Origin of the sequence: Streptomyces sp. NPDC048295 (assembly GCF_040652135.1) — a bacterium.
Classification (GTDB): Bacteria; Actinomycetota; Actinomycetes; order Streptomycetales; family Streptomycetaceae; genus Streptomyces.
This window is the reverse complement of record NZ_JBEZLL010000007.1, coordinates 60686-81041: the sequence shown is the minus strand read 5'-3', so window position 1 is coordinate 81041 and position 20356 is coordinate 60686. Positions and strand designations below refer to the sequence as shown.

15 protein-coding genes are annotated in these 20356 nt (G+C 72.1%); 4 read left to right on the top strand and 11 right to left on the bottom strand.

The window, feature by feature from the left end:
- Positions 1 to 10: 10 nt before the first annotated feature.
- The 4 genes from AB0D53_RS12610 to AB0D53_RS12595 all read right to left on the bottom strand — a co-directional run bounded on the left by AB0D53_RS12610 (position 11) and on the right by AB0D53_RS12595 (position 4819).
- On the bottom strand, positions 11 to 733 hold the full coding sequence (locus AB0D53_RS12610; protein ID WP_362444128.1) for a TetR/AcrR family transcriptional regulator: 723 nt from the start codon (positions 731 to 733) through the stop codon (positions 11 to 13).
- 83 nt (positions 734 to 816) lie between these two features.
- Entirely contained in the window at positions 817 to 1899 is a 1083-nt protein-coding gene (locus AB0D53_RS12605) for a PDR/VanB family oxidoreductase (protein WP_362444125.1), read from the bottom strand.
- Between the two features lie 2 nt (positions 1900 to 1901).
- Positions 1902 to 2807, bottom strand: a complete 906-nt coding sequence (locus tag AB0D53_RS12600; RefSeq protein WP_362444122.1) for a metal-dependent hydrolase — start codon at positions 2805 to 2807, stop codon at positions 1902 to 1904.
- Positions 2808 to 2884: 77 nt separating this feature from the next.
- Positions 2885 to 4819 (bottom strand): hypothetical protein, encoded by a 1935-nt coding sequence (locus AB0D53_RS12595; RefSeq protein WP_362444119.1) that lies wholly within the window; start codon positions 4817 to 4819, stop codon positions 2885 to 2887.
- 452 nt (positions 4820 to 5271) lie between these two features.
- Here AB0D53_RS12595 and AB0D53_RS12590 point away from each other — a divergent pair, with 452 nt between their 5' ends.
- Entirely contained in the window at positions 5272 to 5997 is a 726-nt protein-coding gene (locus tag AB0D53_RS12590) for a BTAD domain-containing putative transcriptional regulator (RefSeq protein WP_362444116.1), read from the top strand.
- Between the two features lie 135 nt (positions 5998 to 6132).
- Here the strand turns inward: AB0D53_RS12590 and AB0D53_RS12585 are convergent, their stop codons facing one another.
- The 3 genes from AB0D53_RS12585 to AB0D53_RS12575 form a co-directional block, all read right to left on the bottom strand.
- A complete protein-coding gene (locus AB0D53_RS12585) occupies positions 6133 to 7260 on the bottom strand; it encodes a hypothetical protein (RefSeq protein WP_362444113.1) in 1128 nt (375 codons plus the stop codon).
- Positions 7261 to 7788: 528 nt separating this feature from the next.
- Positions 7789 to 10887, bottom strand: a complete 3099-nt coding sequence (locus tag AB0D53_RS12580) for an alpha-N-acetylglucosaminidase TIM-barrel domain-containing protein (RefSeq protein WP_362444109.1) — start codon at positions 10885 to 10887, stop codon at positions 7789 to 7791.
- Between the two features lie 160 nt (positions 10888 to 11047).
- Positions 11048 to 11593, bottom strand: coding sequence for a carboxymuconolactone decarboxylase family protein (locus AB0D53_RS12575; protein ID WP_362444105.1), 546 nt, complete (start codon positions 11591 to 11593; stop codon positions 11048 to 11050).
- Between the two features lie 82 nt (positions 11594 to 11675).
- On the opposite strand from AB0D53_RS12575, the gene AB0D53_RS12570 reads away from it, so the two are divergent.
- Positions 11676 to 12167 carry a MarR family transcriptional regulator gene (locus AB0D53_RS12570; RefSeq protein ID WP_362444102.1) on the top strand — a complete coding sequence of 164 codons (492 nt, stop codon included), beginning with the start codon at positions 11676 to 11678 and terminating at the stop codon, positions 12165 to 12167.
- Positions 12168 to 12323: 156 nt separating this feature from the next.
- Entirely contained in the window at positions 12324 to 13988 is a 1665-nt protein-coding gene (locus AB0D53_RS12565) for an alpha-L-fucosidase (RefSeq protein WP_362444099.1), read from the top strand.
- A 49-nt stretch (positions 13989 to 14037) separates the two neighbouring features.
- Here AB0D53_RS12565 and AB0D53_RS12560 read toward each other — a convergent pair whose 3' ends face one another.
- Positions 14038 to 14685: a response regulator transcription factor gene (locus AB0D53_RS12560; protein WP_329813825.1), complete on the bottom strand. Its 648-nt coding sequence runs from the start codon at positions 14683 to 14685 to the stop codon at positions 14038 to 14040.
- Complete coding sequence (locus tag AB0D53_RS12555) at positions 14670 to 15938, bottom strand: sensor domain-containing protein (RefSeq protein ID WP_362444095.1); 1269 nt, start codon at positions 15936 to 15938, stop codon at positions 14670 to 14672. The genes AB0D53_RS12560 and AB0D53_RS12555 overlap by 16 nt, the downstream gene beginning before the upstream one ends.
- Before the next feature lie 299 nt (positions 15939 to 16237).
- Here AB0D53_RS12555 and AB0D53_RS12550 point away from each other — a divergent pair, with 299 nt between their 5' ends.
- Positions 16238 to 18328: an MMPL family transporter gene (locus tag AB0D53_RS12550; RefSeq protein ID WP_362444810.1), complete on the top strand. Its 2091-nt coding sequence runs from the start codon at positions 16238 to 16240 to the stop codon at positions 18326 to 18328.
- A gap of 87 nt (positions 18329 to 18415) precedes the next feature.
- Here AB0D53_RS12550 and AB0D53_RS12545 read toward each other — a convergent pair whose 3' ends face one another.
- A complete protein-coding gene (locus AB0D53_RS12545; protein ID WP_362444092.1) occupies positions 18416 to 19036 on the bottom strand; it encodes a winged helix-turn-helix domain-containing protein in 621 nt (206 codons plus the stop codon).
- Positions 19037 to 19382: 346 nt separating this feature from the next.
- Positions 19383 to 20294 carry a hypothetical protein gene (locus AB0D53_RS12540; protein ID WP_362444089.1) on the bottom strand — a complete coding sequence of 304 codons (912 nt, stop codon included), beginning with the start codon at positions 20292 to 20294 and terminating at the stop codon, positions 19383 to 19385.
- Positions 20295 to 20356 lie beyond the last annotated feature (62 nt).

The following is a 20356-nucleotide window of genomic DNA, read 5'->3' as shown; positions in this document are numbered from 1 at the left end:
TCCGCGCCGACTACGACAGCCGCTGCGGGGGAACGGCCGGTACGGCGGGGGCCAGGTCGGAGAGCCGGTTCAGCAGCTCGCCGAACGGTCCGTCCGCCGGCTCCTGGCCGAGCACCCGCAGCACGACGCCCGCCATCTCCGGGTTGTACGCGGCACTCACCGCGGCCAGCGCGGCGAAGTCGTGCACCAGCTGCAACTCCAGCTCCTCGCGCGGAATCCGCCGCCCGTCCAGCCAGATCAGCGCCGTCGACTCGGCCAGCGACACCCATGACCGCACGATCAGCTCCAGCCGGTCCGGCGGATTCTCGACCCCCAGATGGGCCAGGATCTGCTCGCAGGCAGCCTGCCGCACCCCGTCGATCATCGCGTTCGCGGTCGAGGATCCCACCGCGGGACCGCCCCGCATCAGCGCCGAGAAGCCGGGCCCGTGCTCGTCGACGAAGTCGAAGAACCGGCGCATCACCCTCAGCAGCCGGGCCCCGAGCGGACCTTCGCGGGGCTCCACGAACCGGGCCGCCAGTTCGTCGGCAGCCCGTCGCAGCGCTGCCTCGTACAGGCTCTGCTTGCCCGGGAAGTAGTGGTAGACCAGGGGCCGCGAGATCCCCGCGGCGGCCGCGATCTCATCGATCGACACCTCGTCCGGGGCGCGGTGACTGAACAACTCCAGCGCGACACCGATCAATTGCTGTCTGCGCTCCTCGACGCCCATCCTGCGCCGCACCCCGGTCGTCATGCTGGACAGCGTACCGAGTGGAGCGGCGGGGGAGGGGCGGCGGGCGTCCGCGGCTCCGCCGGTCCTGATCCGCCGCACCGGCACTAAAGGTCCAGTACCAGCCGCTCGCCCCGGCACCGGGACACGCAGATCAGCATCGAGTCCTCCCGCTCGGAGTCCGTCAGGAGCTCGTCGCGATGGTCGATCTCGCCCTCCAGGACGCGCTGTTGGCACGTTCCGCAGAAGCCCTGCTCGCAGGAGTACGAGACGTACGGAAGCTCGTCGCGCACCGCCGCCAGCACCGACCGGTCCGCCGGCACCCGCACCGTACGGCCGGAGCGGCGCAGCTCGACCTCGAAGGGGGCGGAGCCGGCCGACGACGCGGCCGCCGCGGTGAAGCGCTCCAGATGGAGGGTGCGGCCGGGCGGGAGCGCGGCGCCGACCGCCTCCATCAGGGGCTCTGGGCCGCAGCAGTGGACGGCCGTGCCCTCCACCGTGTCCGCCAGGGCCGCGGCCGCGTCCGGAAGGCCCGCCTCGTCCTCGGCCACCACCGTCACCCGGCCGCCCTCGGCGCCCAGCCGCTCGATCTCGTCCAGGAACGGCATCGTGGCGCGGCTCCGTCCGCCGTACAGCAGCCGCCAGTCGGCGCCCGAGGCGGCGACCGACCGCAGCATCGGCAGGATCGGAGTGATGCCTATGCCGCCCGCGATGAACAGGTACGCGGGGGCCTCCGCGAGCGGGAAGCGGTTGCGCGGGTCGCGGATCTCCACCTCCTCGCCCTCGCGGAGCCGTTCGTGGACCTCGCGGGAGCCGCCGCGGCCGTCCTCGACCAGCCGCGCCGCGATGGTGTACGTGTCGGGGTCGGCCGGGTCCCCGCACAGGGAGTACTGGCGGACCAGGCCGGAGGGCAGCAGGAGGTCGAGGTGCGCGCCGGGCTGCCAGGCCGGCAGGCCCGACCCCTTGAGCCGGAGCTGGACGACGCCTTCGGCCGGGGTGGTCCGCTCGGTGATCAGCAGCCGCCGGGTGGCGGTGGTGCGGCGCTCGGAGTGGCCCGAGACCGGTTCCTCCAGCGCCGGCAGCGGCCACAGCGGGGAGTTTTGGATGCGGCGGTGCAGGGCGCGCTTGGCCAGCAGTGCGGCGCCCGCGACCAGGACGACGGTGCGCAGGCGGGGCAGGGGGAGCGGCATGGTCAGCTGGTTCCCGTCATACGGGCCTCGGCGGCCGTGGCCGCGGGCGAGTGGGCGAGATAGTCGATGGCCTGGGCCGTACTGCCCTCCTGCGAGGGGTGGTAGCCGCGGCTGAGATAGCGGGGGACCGAACGCAGCAGATCACCGGTGGCGGGCAGGGTGCCGCGCCTGCCGCTGAGGTAGAACTCCTTGAACGAGCCCTTGCCGTTCAGCAGGCTCGGGTCGTTCTCCATGAAGAAGCGGATGCCGCGCTGCCAGAGGAAGACCAGTGCGCTGAAGGCCGTCGCCCAGGTGCGGGCCCGCCGCCGGTAACCGCCGTCGACATGCATGAACACCTCGAACGCGACCGAGCGGTGCTCGACCTCCTCCGCGCCGTGCCAGCGCAGCAGATCCAGCATCATCGGGTCGGCGCCGCGCCGGTCCAGCTCGTCGGCGTTCAGCACCCAGTCGCCGAGGAAGGCGGTGTAGTGCTCGATCGCCGCGATCAGCGCCACCCGCTCCATCAGCCACCACCTGCGCGCCCTGCCCGGCGGCAGCGTCCGGTCGCCGAGCAGCTTCTCGAAGAACCAGTCGACCTGCGCGGTGTACGGCGTCGGGTCGAGACCGAGCTCCTTCAGGCGGGGCAGGACGTCGTCGTGCGCCTGGGAGTGCACGGCCTCCTGGCCTATGAAACCGATGACGTCCTGGCGCAGTTGCTCGTCGTGGATGTACGGCAGCACCTGCCGGTAGACGTGGATGAACCACCGCTCCCCGGCGGGCAGCAGGAGATGGAGCACATTGATGGTGTGCGTGGTGAACGGGTCACCCGGCACCCAGTGCAGAGGAGTCCTCTCCCAGGCGAAGGAGACCTTGCGGGCCTTGAGGGGCGTCCGCTCCGACGCGACCGGCGCTGGCTGCGTATTAGACATGTCGTCAATGTACTGAGAGGTAGATCGCGGGAACAGGGGCGTGCGGCGACTTTCTGGGGGTCCACGAAGGCGGGCCGTCAGCGCAGTCCGCCCACCCGACTGCCGTCCGCCAGCGTCCCGTTGAGCCGGGCCCGGTCGCCCGCCCTGGCCGGCACGGCGAGAAGACGGCTGTCGGAGCGCCCTTCCACCCCGCCCGAAGCGGTCAGCGAGGCGAACTGCTCACTGCCCGCCGCCAGTACGTACCAACGGCCGCCCTGCGACTTCCAGAGCACCCCGGCCAGCACCCGGGGGTCGCGCACCCCGCAGGCCGGGGAGTCCTCGGCCCGCGCCGCGACCGCCCCGGGCGGCCCGCCCGTCGCGACGGCCGGCGCCGACGGGGCCTGGAACTGGGCGAGGACCCGGCTCCCGGTGCCCCGCCAGGTTTCCGCCCTGGTGCAGAGCCAGCGCGCGGAACCATTGCCCTCGGGCAGCGGCTGCTCGGCGTACTGCCAGGAGTTCACCGACCGCACCCCGCGCGAGCGCACCGCGGGCAGCAGACAGGCGGTCCGCGCCCAACTGTCCCGCTCCGCCCGCCCGGTGACGTCGTGCGGCGCCGACGGCGGGCCCGAGGTCAGCCGGGCGGGGGTCAGCTCACCGAGGTCCGCCAGCAGGCGGGCCGCCGAGCCGTCGCGGATCTCGATCGCCTGCCACGCACGGCAGTCGCGGGCCGTGGCCGGGCTGGTCAGCGCGGCGGTCACCCCGTCGCGGTCGCGGCGCAGCGGACGCGGGACGCCGTCCGGCGCCAACAGGTCCCGCACCGACACCGAGGTCACCCAGGGCGCGGTGAGATAGCGGATCCGGTCGTCGGCCCGCGCCACGATCAGCGCGGCGGCCGATGCCATGTCCGCACCGTCGGCCCGGGCGAAGTCCAGCGCGACGTACCCGTCCCGGCCGGCACCGGGCTCCGCGTACCGCACGATGCGCAGCCCGTCGTAGAACAGCACCACCGCCACCCGGTCCACCTCGCCCGCGTACAGCAGTTGCGGCGCCCCCATCGGAGGCCCGATGGGGGTCTCCGGGGTCGCCGAGATCCGCACCTCGCCGTCCGGGTGCGCCCAGCCGGCGAGTGCGCGGCGCAACAGCCCGGTGTCCTCGGCGCGGTTGCCGCGGGTGGGCCAGGCGGTGAAGTCGGTACGCGGAGAGCGCCGCCAGAAGTCCGCCGACACCCGGCTCAACCTGACCGGATCCAGGGCCTGTTCCACAGCGGCGTCATGGGTGTACGACGACGGGGGCCGGGCGCCCGGCCCCCAGCCGTTGCCCGGCAGCCCCAGCAGCGCCCCGCACACCAGCGCCGCCGCGACGGCCGCCAGCGCCGCCTTCGCGTGCTGCCTGCGGCGCAGCAGGTCCGGCGGCCGGGCCTGGAGCGAGCAGGGGTCGAACTCCCGTGAGCCGAGGAGCGCGTACGGCGCCGGAGCGCCCTGGGCCGCCGCCAGTGCCGCGTGCGGATCCTCGACCCCGGCGTCCGCGAGCACCCGCCGCACCTCCGCGTCGCCCAGCCCCTCCAGGCCGCGCAGCGCATGGGCGGCGCGCCCCGGACCGGAGAGTGCGGCCAGGGCGTTCGCCAGGGCGAGCCCGTCCGATCCGCCCGCGTGCGGGGACAGCCGCAGCCCCCACACGAGAGGGAGGAGCGAGGGCAGCCGGACGCGGCCGAGACCGCGCCGCGGCCGGTCCGCCGCCAGCGCCGCACGCAGCACCCTCCGGCGGGCGAGCGCATAGGACGGATCCACCGCCGCCGCGCCGCCGGGCCCGCGCGGCCCCGGGACCCCGACCCCGGAGCCCGCCCGGCGTCCGGACAGCAGGCACCGTTGGGCCAGCGCGTGCGCCTTCAGAACCCGGCGGTGGACACCGAGGGACGGCGGCAGCACGAGATAGCCGAGCCGGACCAGTCGCGGATAGTGCTCGACGAGCACCGCCCCGGCCTGCTCCCCGTCGGCCGGGGCGGCTGTGGAAGGCACTTCTGGCAGTGGACGCACGTTCAGCAGAACGAGCGAATCGTGCGATGGTCACCCCGGCGTGTCCGTGCGCGGTGCAACGGGCCGTCTTCTCAGTGCAGTTGCCATCCGCAGAGCCTGGCCGTGCGGCGCTGCCCGCTCTGGTCGTTCGCCGCGCTCATGAAGATCCCCACGGCTGGGCCACCGGCGTCCCCGGCACGGCGACCGTGTCCGCCGCCCGCCGGTTCGACTCGTGTGCCGGACCCGGATGCTCGGCCAAAGGGCACAGGTCTTCAGCCCCGATTAGGACAATTCGACATCTCTCGGCAGGTAGAGCAGCATGGCTATGCGGGAGGTGTACAGATCGCTGGCCCCCAGCAAAGACGGCGCGGCCAGTTGACGGGCGCCGGGTAGACCGACCCCCACGCGATCACAAAGCCATGAGCTCATATGATCTCGCTTTCTCTCTGCCGCCCACCAGGTCCGGGCCGCCCGTGAACATCTCTCTTATCGGCGGTTTCGACATCGTCGTCGGCGATGAACCAGTGACCGTGCCAGTCGGCTCGAAGCGACTGCTGGCGTTCATTGCGCTACAATCCCGGGCCGCTGTCCCTCGCACTCTGGTTGCCGGGAGTCTTTGGCCCGAAGCGTCCGAGCAATGTGCGAACACGAACCTGCGGTCGGCGTTGTCACGCCTCCAGACCCTCGGGAAGCAAGCACTGAACATCTGCCCCGCCGAGTTGCGCCTCGCGCGGGAGGTCACCGTCGACCTGTACCGAGTGCGGTCGTTGGCCCAACGGATACTCGATCCTCATGTTCCGGCCGAGGAACTCGACCTCGACGCGACGGCTGTCGACCAGCTGTCCGCCGATCTGCTGCCCGGTTGGTACGACGACTGGGTGTTGCCGGAGGCGGAACAGTGGCGGCAGCTTCGACTCCATGCTCTTGAGGCCCTGACGGGAGCTTTCATCGACACGAAGGAGTTCGCCTGGGCGGTCACGGCAGCCCATGCGGCCGTCACAGCGGATCCGCTGCGCGAGAGCAGTCAGGCTTCGCTGATCCGGGCCCACCTGGCGGAGGACAACCGGTCCGAGGCGCTGTACAACTTCGAACGTTACGAGCAGCAGCTCCGCGACGAGCTGGGACTCCGACCCACACCGCGGCTGTGCCGGCTGGTGTCCGAACTGCAGCGGTCGCGCCCCGGTAGCGGATCCCCGTAGCCGTAGGTTCCCGTCGAAACCACGCGGGGCCGGCCCTGACCACTCCTGGAGTCGGCGAACCCGCCACTGTCCAGTGGCGGGTTCACACTACCGACTTCGGCCGGCAGGTTTGGCGTGGTCAGCACGCGACAGAGGTCACGTCTGCGCGCCTTGCTGCAGGACGTTGCCGTTGCCGCCGGTCTGTGCGCCCTGCTGGAGGACGTTGCCGTTGCCGGGGCCGGTCTGTGCGCCCTGTTGGAGGACGTTGCCGTTGCCGCCGGTCTGTGCGCCCTGCTGGAGGACGTTGCCGTTGCCTCCGGTCTGGGCGCCTTGCTGGAGGACGTTGCCGTTGCCGGGGCCGGTCTGTGCGCCCTGTTGGAGGACGTTGCCGTTGCCTCCGGTCTGGGCGCCCTGTTGCAGGACGTTGCCGTTGCCGGGGCCGGTCTGTGCACCCTGTTGCAGGACGTTGCCGTTGCCGCCGGTCTGGGCGCCTTGCTGGAGGACGTTGCCGTTGCCTCCGGTCTGGGCGCCTTGCTGGAGGACGTTGCCGTTGCCGCCGGTCTGGGCGCCTTGCTGGAGGACGTTGCCGTTGCCGGGGCCGGTCTGTGCGCCCTGTTGGAGGACGTTGCCGTTGCCGGGGCCGGTCTGCGCGCCTTGCTGCAGGACGTTGCCGTTGCCGCCGGTCTGTGCGCCCTGCTGGAGGACGTTGCCGCCGCGTCCGGTCTGGGCGCCTTGCTGGAGGACGTTGCCGTTGCCGGGGCCGGTCTGTGCACCCTGTTGCAGGACGTTGCCGTTGCCGCCGGTCTGTGCACCCTGCTGGAGGACATTGCCGCCGCGTCCGGTCTGTGCACCCTGCTGGAGGACGTTGCCGTTGCCGCGTCCGGTCTGTGCGCCCTGTTGCAGGACGTTGCCGCCGCGTCCGGTCTGCGCGCCCTGCTGGAGGACGTTGCCGTTGCCGCGTCCGGTCTGCGCGCCCTGTTGCAGGACGTTGCCGTTGCCGCGTCCGGTCTGGGCACCCTGCTGGAGGACGTTGCCGCCGCGTCCGGTCTGGGCGCCTTGTTGCAGGACGTTGCCGTTGCCGCGTCCGGTCTGCGCGCCCTGCTGGAGGACGTTGCCGGAGCAGAACTGGGGTGTGGCCCGAGTGCAGATGTTTGCGGTCGGAGCCTTTGGCGGGGCTTGCGGCGCTGCTGCGGCACTTGTCGCGCCAATCCCGCCTGCGAGCGCGGCGACCAAGCTCGACACGCCGATCAGGCGGGGAATTCCTTGCCGAATGCTTCTCATCATGGTGGATTCCTTGCGTGTGGAAGCGGGTTTGCGCTTGCCTGCACCAGCCATCGTCGGGTGCTGGGCATCACCGCGGCGTGACGCCGGCGTGACCGGGCCCCGACGGCGGACAGCGGACGCTCTCCGCAGGCGGCCACCTGCGTCCCGGTCATGGCCGAGGTTTCCCTACGGGCGGCTGTGTTTCCCGGGACCTGAACCGCTACCGGCCGGCGAAACCGGCCGGTGCGAAGAACAGCAGGAAGATCCAGGAAATCCTGGAGTCATGCGACCTCACCGAGGGGTGTCGAACGGCGGCCGAGCTGGTTGCGGCCACCCCGCGGTGGCCCGATACGCGCAGCTGAGGGCAAGAGCCCGACCGGGCGGTGTGCTCGGCCGGCTGCGTACGGTAACAGGGCCCGGAAAGGCGTACGTGCACTCGACGCGCCGTGCTGTCCGGGTGCACCCGGACAGCACGCGCGTTCACCGGAACGCGCGAATCGCGCGATGCTCACCCCGGCCCGCCCCGGTGCGGTGCAAGGGGTCGTCGCGTCAGCGCAGTTGCCACCCGCTGAACCCGGCCGTGCCGCGCTGCCCGCTTCCGCCGTTCGTCGCGCTCATGAAGATCCCCACGTCCTGGACCGCCGCCGTCCCCGGTACGGCGACCGTGCCCACCGTCCGCCAGCTCGCCCCGCCGTCGGTGGAACAGGAGCCCGTGCACCCGTCCCCGGCCCGGGTCAGCCGGAGCAGCACCGGGGCCTTGACCCCGGTGATCCGCCGGTAGGTGTCCAGGGTGCCGTCGCCGTTCGTGTCGTACGAGAGCACCACACCGTTGGACGGTGTCACCGCCAGATTCAGGAACCCGGCGGAGCCCGGCACCGCGAGGGCGTTGCTCACCATGATCCCGGCGCGCGCCCAGCCCCCGGTGTTCTCCTGTGCGTCGACCCGCACGGTCACCTCCGCCCCGTCGGCCCACACCCCCTCCCGGTACGCGGTGCCGAACTGGCTGGTGCCCTTCCACAGGTCCTGGCCCGCCCCGTTGATCGCGAACCGCCCGTCCAACTGGCCGAAGACCGCCGCGTTCGCCGTGTACGTGCGCCAGCCCGGCTCCAGCGGCGCCGCCAGGTACACCGCGCCGCGCCGCAGATCGGTCACCCGCTCCTCGCCGCGCGGCCCGTACGCGGTGCTCAGCTCGTACGGCATCGGCACCAGCGGTGCGGTCAGCGGCGCCGACGGGGCCGTGACCCGCCAGCCCACCGCACCGGAACCCCCGGCCGCGACCTCTTCGAGGGAGGTGCCGCCGGTGGCCGTGGCGTCCAGGCCGGTGAGCGCGAAGTCGACCCGGCCGGTGGGCCGCAGCCCGTTCAGATTGCGGAAGGCGGCCGTCACCGTGCCGGTGCTGCCCGGCGTGAACGCCACCGGATCGGCCGTGACCGTGATGGTGCCCTGGTACGGGGCGGTGGACAGAGTCTCGTAGACCCGTCGCGCCGTGCGGTGGGCGTCGCCCGTCGGCCGCAGCGGATAGCTGTCGGTGCGGCGGGTCCACTCCTCCTCGCCCGGGTACCAGTCGAACGGCTTCGCCGCCCTGCCCTCCGCGAGCGCGTCGGCCAGCTCGTCCAGATACGCCTGCCACTGCGGGAGATGGACCTCGGCCATCAGCCCCTGCCAGTCGCGGTTGGCGTAGTTGCTGAGGTCGTCGGCGGCGGTCCGGTCCGCCCAGGTGGTGATCAGGGTGCGTGCAGTCCACTCCAGCCGCACCGCCTCCGCCGGGCTCGTCGCCAGCCGCTTGGCGTCCTCCAGCCACGGCCCCAGCAGAAAGGCCCGGTGACAGCCCGACATCGCGTCCGTCAGCCGCATCAGCTTCAGCCAGAGCGCGGCGAGCACGCGGAACCGGGCCACGTCCTTGTCGGCCTGGGCGGCCCGCAGCTGAGGCAGCAGGGTCCGGGAGCGGTCGGCGAGGGCCTGCCGGGCGAGATCGGTGAGGTCGTGGCGGTAGGTGTCCGAGTCGCGCAGCGACGGGCGTACGTCGAGGAGCGCCGCGAACGCCCGGTCGAAACCGGCCGGGTCGAAGGCGGTGTTGACGGAGGAGGTGATGCCGGGGCGACGGGAGAAGAGCGAGTCGACGGGGCGGCCGTCGGTGCTCGTCAGCCGGTACGCCGTGGCGGCCAGCGCGGCGAAGGCCGCCTCCGCCGCGCGGTCGCGGCCGCCGTAGCGGAGCTTCGGGTACGCCCGGAACCACGCCTCCCGGTCCACCTTCTCGGTCCGCCAGGCCAGCTCGCTGAACAGCTCGAACGCCGCCGGGTCGCGCTCGGTCGCCTCCGGCATGTACGCCGTGCCGACCAGGGCGCTGCCCGCTTTGTCGCGCCAGGCCGTGAACTTCTCCGTCCAGCGGTCGGTGTTGGCGCCGATCGTCGTGCGGCCGCCGAAGTTCGGGATGGTGCCGAAGGCGTACGGTGCTCCGCCCCAGTCCTTCTCCCGGTCGGTGACCGTGTCCAGGTCGGAGAGGCCGTCGACGATCAGGATCCGGTCGGTGTCGATCGCCTCCAGCAGCGCCTTGCGGGGATTGGCCTGCCAGCCGAGGATCACCCATGTCGCGCCGGGGTGCGCGGTGTGCAGGGCCGACTCGACGGCACGGGCGGCGTCCGGCACCGGGACGTCACCGGCGCTGCCGCCCTCGTGCAGCAGATCCATCTTGAAGTGCTCCGCCGGACCGAACAGTTCCTCCTGGTGCCGGTAGAAGGCGGCGGCCACCTCGGCGAAGACGGGGGTGCGCGGGTCGAGCCAGTCCGGTCGGCGCAGCCCGTTCCAGGTGCCCTGGGGAACGACCCGGGCCCCCGGATTGCGGTCCGTGAAGCCGTCCGGGACCGTGCCGAAGTAGCCGGGGAACACCGGTGCCATGCCCAGCTCCCGCATCCGGTCGGCGATGCGCCGGCCCAGCCCGGCGCGCCGCCCGATCAGCTCGGGACCGAGCGGGCCGCCGTACCCGCTCATGTTCTGGAGCAGCCACCACGGCTGGTGGGAGGGGGCGGGCAGCCAGGCGCGGGCCTCGGCGTCGTGGTAGCCGAAGTCCTGGAGCAGCCGGTGGTAGACGGCCTCCTGCCCGGCGGTGACCAGCACCTCGTTGCAGCCGTGCAGGGCCAGGACGTCGAGCATCCGCTCCCAGCGCGGCCAGTCGGCGTACGGGGCGGTGTAGCCGTCATGGGTGTCGTTGAGGGCGAACCGGTGGGCGACGGTCGCGGAGCGCTCGACGGGGGTGCGGGGAGCGGGCAGCCGGCGGGGCAGCGCGGTGCGGCTGCCGGACCAGGAGATCACCGCGTCGCAGGTGTACTTGAGGTACCAGTGCGCCCCCGTCAGGGCGGCTGCCGGTGTGGTGGCGGCGATCTCGATCCGCCCGGTGGTACCGGTGACCCGGAAACGGTCCTGCGCGCCGTCGCCCCGGGGGAGGGAACGGAGCCGGAACTGCCCGGCGTGGTCCGGCAGCAGACGGCCGAGCGCGTCGTGCGCGGGCGCGAGGTCCGGGGCCGGAGCGGCGGTGGCGCGCCCCGGGGCGGCGGCCCCCAGCGCGGCGGCGGCGCCGACGGCTCCGGCGGTGCCCAGCAGCGTACGTCTCGTCAGCCGGGAGGAGCTGAAGGGCAGGGAGGGTTCCGTCATGATCCGCACTCCTCGGTGTTGTTCATGGTGGTGCATGCGACAACAAGTGCGTGCGGTGCGCACGTTAATGACGGGTGCGGGGGCGGGCAATGGGGCGTTCGGCGGTTTGTGTCGATCCAGCCGTTCGGCCCTCACGGCGGGGCGGCCGGGCGCCCCGCCGTCAGGCGAAGGCGGCGAGCTGGTGGTCGACCGGTGCCCCGGTCATCCGGTTGGCCAGTGTCGACATCGTGTACGTGCCGATGCCCAGGACCACTTCCAGCGCGTTGCGCGCGGTGTGGCCGTGCCCCAGGAACGCCTGGAGGGCGGCGTCGTCCACGGCGCCGGCCGCGGCGAGCACGGCCAGGGTGAACTCCCTTACCGCGTCGAGCCGTTCGTCGGCCAGTGGCCGCTGCTCGCGCAGGGCCGCGATCAGCTCGGGGTCCGCACCGAGCGCGTCGAGCCTCGCCGTGTGCATCGCCACGCAGATGTGGCAGTCGTTGCGGGTCGCCATCGTCATGATCAGGACCTCGCGGGAGAGCGGGTCGAGGGTGGTGGACTCGAAGACGGCGCTCGCCCTCAGGAAGCCGTCGAGCAATTCCGGCGAGGTGGCGATCCGGGCGACGCCGGAGGGCAGGTAGCCCTGCTTTGCCGTCACCGCCTCCATGGTGCGGCGGGCGGCGGCAGGGGCGGAATCGACGGTGTGGTCGGGGAACACGGATGCGGGCATGGCTGACCTCTCGTGGTGGTTGCTCACGCTAAAATCGACAACGTGATTGACGAAAAGGTAAACCAGGTTGTCGAGTTCTGCAATGGCTGAGCGGCGGGCGGAAGGGGGCGGGAGGGACGCGGCGGGCTTCGAGCTGCCCCTGCTGCTGTTCGCCGGATTCCGGTCGATCGTCGACGAGTTGCACCATGAACTCGCCGGGCACGGCCATGCGGACGTCCGCCCCGCGTACGGCTTCGCGCTCCAGGCGGTCGGCCGTGACGGGGCGACCGCCAGCGAGATCGGCCGGCGGCTCGGGGTCTCCAAGCAGGCGGCCGGCAAGACCGTGGAGAAGCTCGAAGGGCTCGGGTACGTGGAGCGCGTCGACGACCCCCGTGACGGCCGGCGCAAGCTGGTCCGGCTGACCGCGCGGGGCGTCGACGTGCTGGTCAGATCGGCCGAGGGCTTCGACCGGCTGCGGGCCCGGTGGGTCGAGGTGCTCGGTGCCGACCGGGTGCGGGCCATGGAGGCGGATCTGCGCGCGATGGTGCCCGCGAGCGCGCTCCGGCTCGATGTGCCGGGCTGGTTCAACGACTGAGGCGGCCGGGGTGGCTGTGGGGGCGGCTTGGACTTTGCGGACGAGAGATAGGACGTATCTCGTGCGCGCCCTTCCCGCCGGCCTCTGTGTGCGGCAGCATGCCCACGTCGGAACCCAAGAGATCCGACCATTACTGGTCGGGAACGGGAGGGAACCATGGCACGACGCACCCGTGTGCTCAGTGCGCTCGCACTGGCGGCGGCCGCCGCGCTCGTCCCCGTACAGGCGATCGCGCAGCAGCCCGCGCACCAGCGGACGGCGCCACCGGGTACCCCGTGCAGCGCACCGGTGAAGCCCGCCTCGCAGATGACGGTCGAGCCCTGCGACAGCCCGGAACGGATCATCGAGAAGGCCGCGAACATCGTCCCCACCCCTGGCCAGCTCGCCTGGCAGCAGCGGGAGGTGACCGCGTTCACGCACTTCGGGATGAACACCTTCACCGACCGCGAGTGGGGCTCGGGCACCGAGGACGAGAAGCTCTTCGCACCCGGGGCCATCGACGCCGACCAGTGGATGCGCGCCTACAAGGCCGCCGGTGTCGAACAGGTCATGCTCACCGCCAAGCACCACGACGGCTTCGTGCTCTACCCGAGCCGGTACACCGACCACTCCGTCGCGCTCAGCCCCGGCAGCCCCGACGTCGTGGCCGCCTATGTGAAGGCCGCCCGCAAGGCGGGCCTGAAGGTCGGGCTCTACCTCTCGCCCTCCGACGGCGCCGAACTCCCGCACGCCTGGCACGCGCAGTGGGTCGACACGATCCGCGAGAAGCAGGCCGAGGGCAAGCCGCTCAGCCTCCCCGAGCGCATGGCGCTGGAGGACGGCGACCGCGCCCCGGCCGGCGAGGGCCGCTTCGGCAACGGCAGCCCGGTCACGGAGCGCACGATCCCCACCCTCGTCCCCGGCGACGACCGGGCCGCCGCCGTGCGGAGCGGCAAGCTGCCCACCTTCCGGGTGAAGGCCGACGACTACGACACCTACTACCTCAATCAGCTCTACGAACTCTTCACCCAGTACGGCCCGATCGAGGAACTCTGGCTCGACGGCGCCAACCCCTGGTCGGGCTCCGGCATCACCCAGAAGTACGACGTCAAGCAGTGGTTCGACATAGTGAAGGCGCTCTCGCCGAACACCGTCGTCTTCCAGGGCCCGCAGGGTGTGCGCTGGGTCGGCAACGAGAACGGCGTCGCCCGCGAGACCGAGTGGAGCGTCACCCCGCACATCACCGACCCGTGGACCGGGCTCGGCAGCCTGCCCAACGACTCGACCGAACCCGACATCGGCTCCCGGGCCCGGCTCCTCGACCCGGAGGTCAACTACCTCCAGTGGTACCCGGCCGAGGCGGACGTCTCGATCAGGCCCGGCTGGTTCCACCACCCGGACCAGAAGCCCAAGACGCCCGCCCAGCTGATGAACCTGTACGAGAAGAGCGTCGGCCGCAACGCCTCGCTGCTGCTCAACGTCCCGCCGGGCAAGGACGGCCGGATCGACGACGCCGACGTCGCCGCACTGACCGCCTTCGGCTCCGACGTACGCCGGATCTACGGCACCGACGTACGCAAGCAGCACCCGGCCCCGTACACCTTCGACCGGATCGCCGTACGCGAGGACGTCCGGCACGGGCAGCGGGTGGAGAGGTTCGCCGTCGAGGCCCGCGTCGGCGGGAGCTGGCAGCGGATCGCCGAGGGCACGACCATCGGCCACCGCCGCATCCTGTCCCTGGCCACGCCCGTCACCGCCACCTCGGTGCGGGTGAAGGTGCTGGAGTCCCGGGCGACGCCGCACCTGGGGGCGACGACACTGCACCTGAGCACCGCGCCGTGACCCGGCGGCCGTGCGTTTCCGCCGCAGGGGCCGCACGGCCGTGCCCGGCTCAGCCCCGGTCCAGATAGGCGAGCACCGCGAGGACGCGGCGGTTGTCGTCGTCGGACGGCGGCAGGGAGAGCTTGCCGAAGATGTTCGAGGTGTGCTTGGCCACCGCCCGCTCCGTGATCACCATCTGCGAGGCGATCGCCGCGTTCGAACGGCCCTGCGCCATCAGCTCCATCACCTCCAGCTCGCGCGGGGTGAGCATGCCCATCGGTTTGTCCTGCGAGCGCCGCGACAGCAACTGCGAGATCACCTGCGGGTCCATCGCGGTGCCGCCCGCCGCGACCCTGCGCACCGCGTCGACGAACTGGCCGGCGTCGAAGACCCGGTCCTTGAGCAGATAACCGATGCCCCCGTTGCCGTCCGCCAGCAGCTCGCGCGCGTACAGCTGCTCCACGTGCTGCGAGAGCACCAGCACCGGCAGCCCCGGCTTCGCCCGCCGGGCCGCCAGCGCGCACTGCAGGCCCTCGTCCGTGTGGGACGGCGGGAGCCGGACGTCGACGATCGCGACGTCCGGCTCCGACTCGGCGAAGGCGCGGGTCAGTTCGGGCCCGCTCTCGACGGCTGCCGCGATCTCGAAGTCGTACGCCTCCAACAGGCGGACCAGGCCGTCGCGCAGCAGGAAGAGATCTTCGGCTAGGACAACTCGCAAGGGATCTCCATGGTCACCATGGTGGGACCGCCCGCGGGGCTGCTGACGGCCATGATGCCGTCGAATGTACCGAGTCGGCGTTCGATTCCGCTCAGCCCGGAGCCGCCGCCGACCCTCGCACCGCCCCTGCCGTTGTCGGTGACGGAGATCCGCAGCGCGGAGTTCTCGTGGTGGATGTCCACGCAGACGCGGTCCGCCCCCGAGTGCTTGGCGGCGTTCGTCAGCGTCTCGCTCACCGCGAAGTACGCCGCCGACTCGACCGCGGCGTCCATCCGGCCGCCCAGCTCCGCGTCGACCTCCGACTCGAAGGGCAGCCGCAGCGCCAAGGCCCGGACCGCGTCCCCGAGTCCGCGCTCGGCGAGGACCGGCGGGTGGATGCCCCGGACCAGGTCGCGCAGCTCGGTGAGCGCCTCGGCCGACGACTCCCGGGCCATGGCCAGGAGCTTCTTCGCCTGCGCCGGGTCCTTCTCGATCAGCGCCTCCACCGTGCCCAGACTCATGCCCATCGCGACCAGCCGGGCCTGCGCGCCGTCATGCAGATCCCGCTCGATGCGCCGCAGTTCGGAGGCGGCGGTGTCCGCGGCCTGGTGCCGGGTCTCGGTCAGCCGGTCGATGCGCCGGACCAGCTCCTCGTCCTGGGTGGGGGCCAGCAGCGAGCGGGCGATCACGAAGTGCAGCCGCAGCAGCCGCTCGCTGACCAGCACACCGGTCGCGAACAGCACCGCACCGAGCGCGGCGGCGGCAAGGCCCGTCGCCTGACTGTCGACCGGGACGAAGCCGTACCAGTAGCGGTCGTCGGTGAAGACCCGCCACAGGCCGGCCGCCAGCACAAGACCCTCCAGCGGATAGATGAGGAGCGCGGAGGCCAGGGTCGCCACGACATAGCCGGCCGTCATGTCGACCAGCAGCCACCGGATGTCGCGCCAGGTCGCCGGGTCCTTCAGCATCAGCGTGGTCCGCTCCACCTGTCCGGTGAACCCGGTCCGCAGATCCTTCGGGAAGGGCCGGTACGGGACCGGGATACGGACGTCGGACCAGGTGACCGCGAGCAGCCGGCGCCGGTTGGCGTGCTTGCGGACCAGCTCCAGCACATAGGGGGTGGTGAACAGGCCGATGCCCAGTGGGATGAAGGCGATCGAGAGCACGGCCCAGACGAAGAGCGTGATCGAACCGGCCAGGCTCGCGACCGAGACCACGACTCCGCGTCCGGCGGCCAGTATCGCGGCCCTTATTCGCCCCTGCTTCGCGTCCATCCCGGTCCGTCTCCCCTCGCCGGGCCCTCCTGCCGGACCCGCTCCGCAGACAGTCTCACCCGGTGGAGGCCCTGGACGTCAGCTGTTCCACCACCCGGGCGGGGTGTACCCAGCACCACCCCGCCGGCCTCGCCCTACGGCTCCGGGGAAGGGGGCTTCGGCGGCTGGGGCGGGCGGCTCCCCGTTCCTAGATTCGTCAGCGTTCATCGGCGGCGCGTCCGGCGCCGCGTTTCCACCGGCAACAACTGACTTCTGGGGGCGAACACGCCATGAGGCGCAACCTCGCGGCACGCATCGGTATGTGGAGCGCGCACCACCGCAAGACCGCCATTCTCGGCTGGCTGCTCTTCGTCGTGCTCGCCACGGGCATCGGCGGGGCATCAGGGCTGGTCGAGATGTCCGCTTCGGAGAACGGTGCGGGCGACTCCGCACGGGCCGAGCAGATCCTCGACGACGCCGGACTCGGGCGGCCCGCCGGCGAGCTGGTCATGGTGTCCGCCGCGAGGGCGGGGGACTGGCAGGGCGCCGCCCGCGAGCTCTCCGCGGTCCTCGGAAGGACCGGCGAGGTGGCGGACCTGGCTGCGCCGGTCCCCTCCGAGGACGGCAAGGAGGCGCTGATCACCTTCGACCTGAAGGGGGACGCGGCGACGGCGCCGGACCGGGTGCAGCCCGTGCTCGACGCGGTGGACGGGGTCCGGGCGGACCACCCCGACGTCACCATCCACCAGTTCGGCGAGGCCAGCGCCGGGAAGTGGCTCGGCGACCTGCTCTCCGAGGACTTCAAGAAGGCCGAATTCACCGCCGTACCCCTGGCCCTGGGCATTCTGCTGGTCGCCTTCGGCGCCGTCGTCGCGGCGCTCCTCCCGGTCGGGCTGGCACTGACCGCGTGCCTGGCCGCCTTCGGGCTGCTGTCGCTCGCCAGCCACCAACTGCACCTGTTCCAGACCACGTACTCGGTGATGTTCCTGATGGGCTTCGCCGTCGGCGTCGACTACTGCCTGTTCTATCTGCGGCGCGAGCGCGACGAGCGGGCGGCGGGACACGACGCGGAGACGGCGCTGCGGATCGCGGCGGCGACCAGCGGCCGGGCGGTGCTGGTCTCCGGGCTCACGGTGGCGGTTGCGATGGCCGGCATGTTCCTGTCCGGCCTGATGCTGTTCAAGGGCTTCGCGCTCGCCACCATCATCGTGGTCCTCGTCGCCGTGCTGGGCTCGGTGACGGTGCTGCCCGCGCTGCTGTCCTGGCTGGGCGACCGGGTCGAAGCGGGACGGCTGCCCTTCCTCGGCCGGCGAGGGGGCCGGCGCGCCCGCACCGGCGGCGGGATCGCCGGCAGGGTGCTGCGGCCGGTGCTGTCGAGGCCGCGGACCTTCGCGGTCGCCTCGGTCGTCGTCCTGCTCGCGCTGGCCGCGCCCGCCATCGGCATGAAGACCGAACAGCTCGGCCTGGAGAAGCAGTTCGGCTCCCACTCGCAGCTCTCGGTCGCCTACCGGCAGATCAGCGAGAACTTCCCGGGCGGCCCCGACCCGGCACGCGTGGTGGTGAAGGCCGACGACATCCAGGCCCCCGCGCTGCGCGAGGCGCTCGACGGCTTCGAGAAGGTGACCGTCCACAAGGCGCAGAACGTCGCGGAGATCGAGGTACCGCTCCCGCACGGGCGGGCCTCGCTCCTCGAACTCCGCGAGGAGCGGCTGCCCGCCGCTTTCGACGCCACCGGTGCCCAGGTGTACGTGACCGGCGAGACCGCGGGCTCCGTCGACTTCACCGAACAGCTCAAGCGCGGCATCGTCCCCGTCTTCGCCTTCATCACGGCGGTGACCTTCCTGCTGATGCTGTTCTGCTTCCGCTCGTACGTCATCGCCATGACGTCGATCGTGCTCAACCTGCTCTCCGTTGCCGCCGCCTACGGGGTGATGGTCGCCGTCTTCCAGCACGGCTGGGGGGCTTCGCTGATCGGCTCGGAGGGAGTCGGCGCGATCGAGTCCTGGATGCCGCTCTTCGTCCTGGTCGTCCTGTTCGGACTCTCCATGGACTACCACGTGTTCGTGGTCTCCCGGATCCGCGAGGCCCGCGACCGGGGGCTGACCACCCGGGCCGCGATCGACGAGGGCGTCCGGAGGACGGCGGGCGCGGTGACCGGCGCCGCCGTGATCATGGTCGCGGTCTTCGCGGTCTTCGGGACGCTGTCGATGCAGGACATGCAGCAGATGGGTGTCGGCCTCGCCGTCGCGGTGCTGCTGGACGCCACGGTCGTACGGATGGTCCTGCTGCCCTCGGTGATGGCCCTGCTCGGCGAGCGGAACTGGCGCACCCCGCGCGCCCTGACCCGGCTGCCGAGCCTGGAGCACGACGAGCCGGTGCGGGAGCCGGCGGGGTCCGGGCGACTCGGCTGACCGTGCCGGCCCGCCCCGCCCGGCACATGGAGCGGCCCTGGTCCGGTACGTACCGGACCAGGGCCGCTCCACGTGTCTTCCGAGGCGTCAGGGCGTGTACTTGTACCCGACGCGCCGCACCGTCTGGATCGAACGCCGGTGCTCCACGCCCAGCTTGCGGCGCAGCCGGGCGATGTGGACGTCCACTGTGCGCCCGTCGCCCACGTGCCCGTAGCCCCAGACCGTGGTCACCAACTGGTCGCGGGTGTGCACCCGGTGCGGGTGCGCGACCAGATGGGCGAGCAGTTCGAACTCCAGGTACGTGAGGTCGAGGGTGTTCCCGTCCACCGCGGCGGTGCGCTGCACGGGGTCGATGCGCACCGGCCCGGTGGCCGGCTCCTCCACCGGTGTCGGCACCACGTACTGGGCGGCCGCGGCGGCCGCCGCCGTGACGGCAGGCTGCTGATCGGCCGGTACGAGCACCAGATAGCCGATCATCGGCGGCCGGCCCGGCACGGCCGGAACGGTGTGCTGGGGCGCGGGCAGCCAGGTGGCGCCCGGTGGCAGGAACTCCGCCACATCGGCCAGCTGGACGACCTCGTCGGGGTCGACGGCGCGCAGCCGGTGGCGGTTGGCGGAGAGGGAACGGGCGGAGGTGGTGGCCGCAGCGGACGCCGAAGGCGCTGCGGTGGCAGCGGCCGCGGCGGAGAAGGTACGAGTGTTCGCCATGAGGGTCAGCTCTTTCGCGCGAAGGAGTCGTCGGTGGACGGACTTGCTTGCGCGCGGACCGAAGGCCGGGGTGAGCGGCTTTAGAGGGCCTGCGCGTTCGACGCGCGACAACACACCCGGTCGAAGTCATGGTGCTGACGGGAAGGCCAGAACGGCTCGAGGTCGCTGCGACCTGTCGAGGTGTGCTGGTGGATGCTGGCCATGTCCCCATTGAACCAGAGAACCCGACGCCGCAGCAGACCTCTTCCACCCGTCGATACGGACCCTTTGCGTTACCTTCCTCACCAGGGCCGCCCGTCCGGCGCCACGACCGGCGGGCCGGTTTCCGCCTCGTCCCGCGACCGGCTCAACCCACCAGCCGCTTGCGCCAGTCCAGACCGGTGAGCTCGATCGCCCGGTCCGGCGACCCGTCCCACTCCACCGTCAGCCCCGCGTCGCCGAGCGCCTCGACGACCTCCCGGCCCACGAAGGCGGTCTCGTCGGCCGTCTCGCCGAACCCGCCGTAGTACAGCGTCAGGCCGTGCCCCGCCGCGGCACTCTCGGTGCCCTGCGTGTGGAAGAAGACGAAGCCCCGCGCGTCCTCCTGCCCGGCGCCCCGGATCTCGGCGAGACCGCACGACCGGCAGCAGGTGAAGTGCTCCCTCGCCGTGATTCCGCCCTGCTCCAGCCGGGCGAACGCCCGCGTCAGCCGGTCCGCGTCCGTCACGTCCGACCACTGCCGCTGCTCCTCGACCCGCTCCAGCCACAACCGCTCGGCCAGCTGCTGCGCCTGTGCGGGCGTCACCGGACGCACACCGTCCTTCACCAGGTGGTCCTCGGCCGTCCGGGAGAGCTCCTGGACCGTCCCGTACCCGCAGCGGAGCAGCACCCGTATCCGCTCCTCCAGCCGCGCCCGGATCTCCGCCGGGATCTCGGGCACGGGCTCCGGCTCCGGCATCCCGGCGCTCTCCCACTCCACACCCGCGTCCCACTCCGGCTCCTGCCGCGCCCAGCGGGTCATCAGCCCGGCGACCCGCTCCGGCGAACCGATCGACGTCCGGTAGTGCGTGGCGGGGCCACCGGAGCGGCGCTCCAGCTGGTAACCGTCACCGTGATCGAACCAGACCTGCACGTAGGTCCCGGGGAGGTCGGGTATGCGCTGCACGACCAGGAACCGGTCACCCTTCATGCCGATCCGGTGCACCAGATCGTTCAGCGCCCGCTCCGAAATGCGGGTGTACGTCTCGGAGTTCTCGGTCTCCACCTTGATGTCGAGCATGTGTCCACCCTGACACGGCCCACTGACAACGCCCCGGGGCCGGGGAAGCGGGCGCGGTCGCC

Excerpts from the sequence above, each read along its gene's own strand:
- AB0D53_RS12610 (WP_362444128.1), bottom strand. The coding sequence starts at position 733 with ATGACGACCGGGGTGCGGCGCAGGATGGGCGTCGAGGAGCGCAGACAG.
- AB0D53_RS12585 (WP_362444113.1), bottom strand. The coding sequence starts at position 7,260 with ATGATGAGAAGCATTCGGCAAGGAATTCCCCGCCTGATCGGCGTGTCG.
- AB0D53_RS12570 (WP_362444102.1), top strand. The coding sequence starts at position 11,676 with ATGGCTGAGCGGCGGGCGGAAGGGGGCGGGAGGGACGCGGCGGGCTTC.
- AB0D53_RS12565 (WP_362444099.1), top strand. The coding sequence starts at position 12,324 with ATGGCACGACGCACCCGTGTGCTCAGTGCGCTCGCACTGGCGGCGGCC.
- AB0D53_RS12600 (WP_362444122.1), bottom strand. The coding sequence starts at position 2,807 with ATGTCTAATACGCAGCCAGCGCCGGTCGCGTCGGAGCGGACGCCCCTC.
- AB0D53_RS12540 (WP_362444089.1), bottom strand. The coding sequence starts at position 20,294 with ATGCTCGACATCAAGGTGGAGACCGAGAACTCCGAGACGTACACCCGC.
- AB0D53_RS12605 (WP_362444125.1), bottom strand. The coding sequence starts at position 1,899 with ATGCCGCTCCCCCTGCCCCGCCTGCGCACCGTCGTCCTGGTCGCGGGC.
- AB0D53_RS12555 (WP_362444095.1), bottom strand. The coding sequence starts at position 15,938 with ATGGACGCGAAGCAGGGGCGAATAAGGGCCGCGATACTGGCCGCCGGA.
- AB0D53_RS12550 (WP_362444810.1), top strand. The coding sequence starts at position 16,238 with ATGTGGAGCGCGCACCACCGCAAGACCGCCATTCTCGGCTGGCTGCTC.
- AB0D53_RS12580 (WP_362444109.1), bottom strand. The coding sequence starts at position 10,887 with ATGACGGAACCCTCCCTGCCCTTCAGCTCCTCCCGGCTGACGAGACGT.
- AB0D53_RS12575 (WP_362444105.1), bottom strand. The coding sequence starts at position 11,593 with ATGCCCGCATCCGTGTTCCCCGACCACACCGTCGATTCCGCCCCTGCC.
- AB0D53_RS12545 (WP_362444092.1), bottom strand. The coding sequence starts at position 19,036 with ATGGCGAACACTCGTACCTTCTCCGCCGCGGCCGCTGCCACCGCAGCG.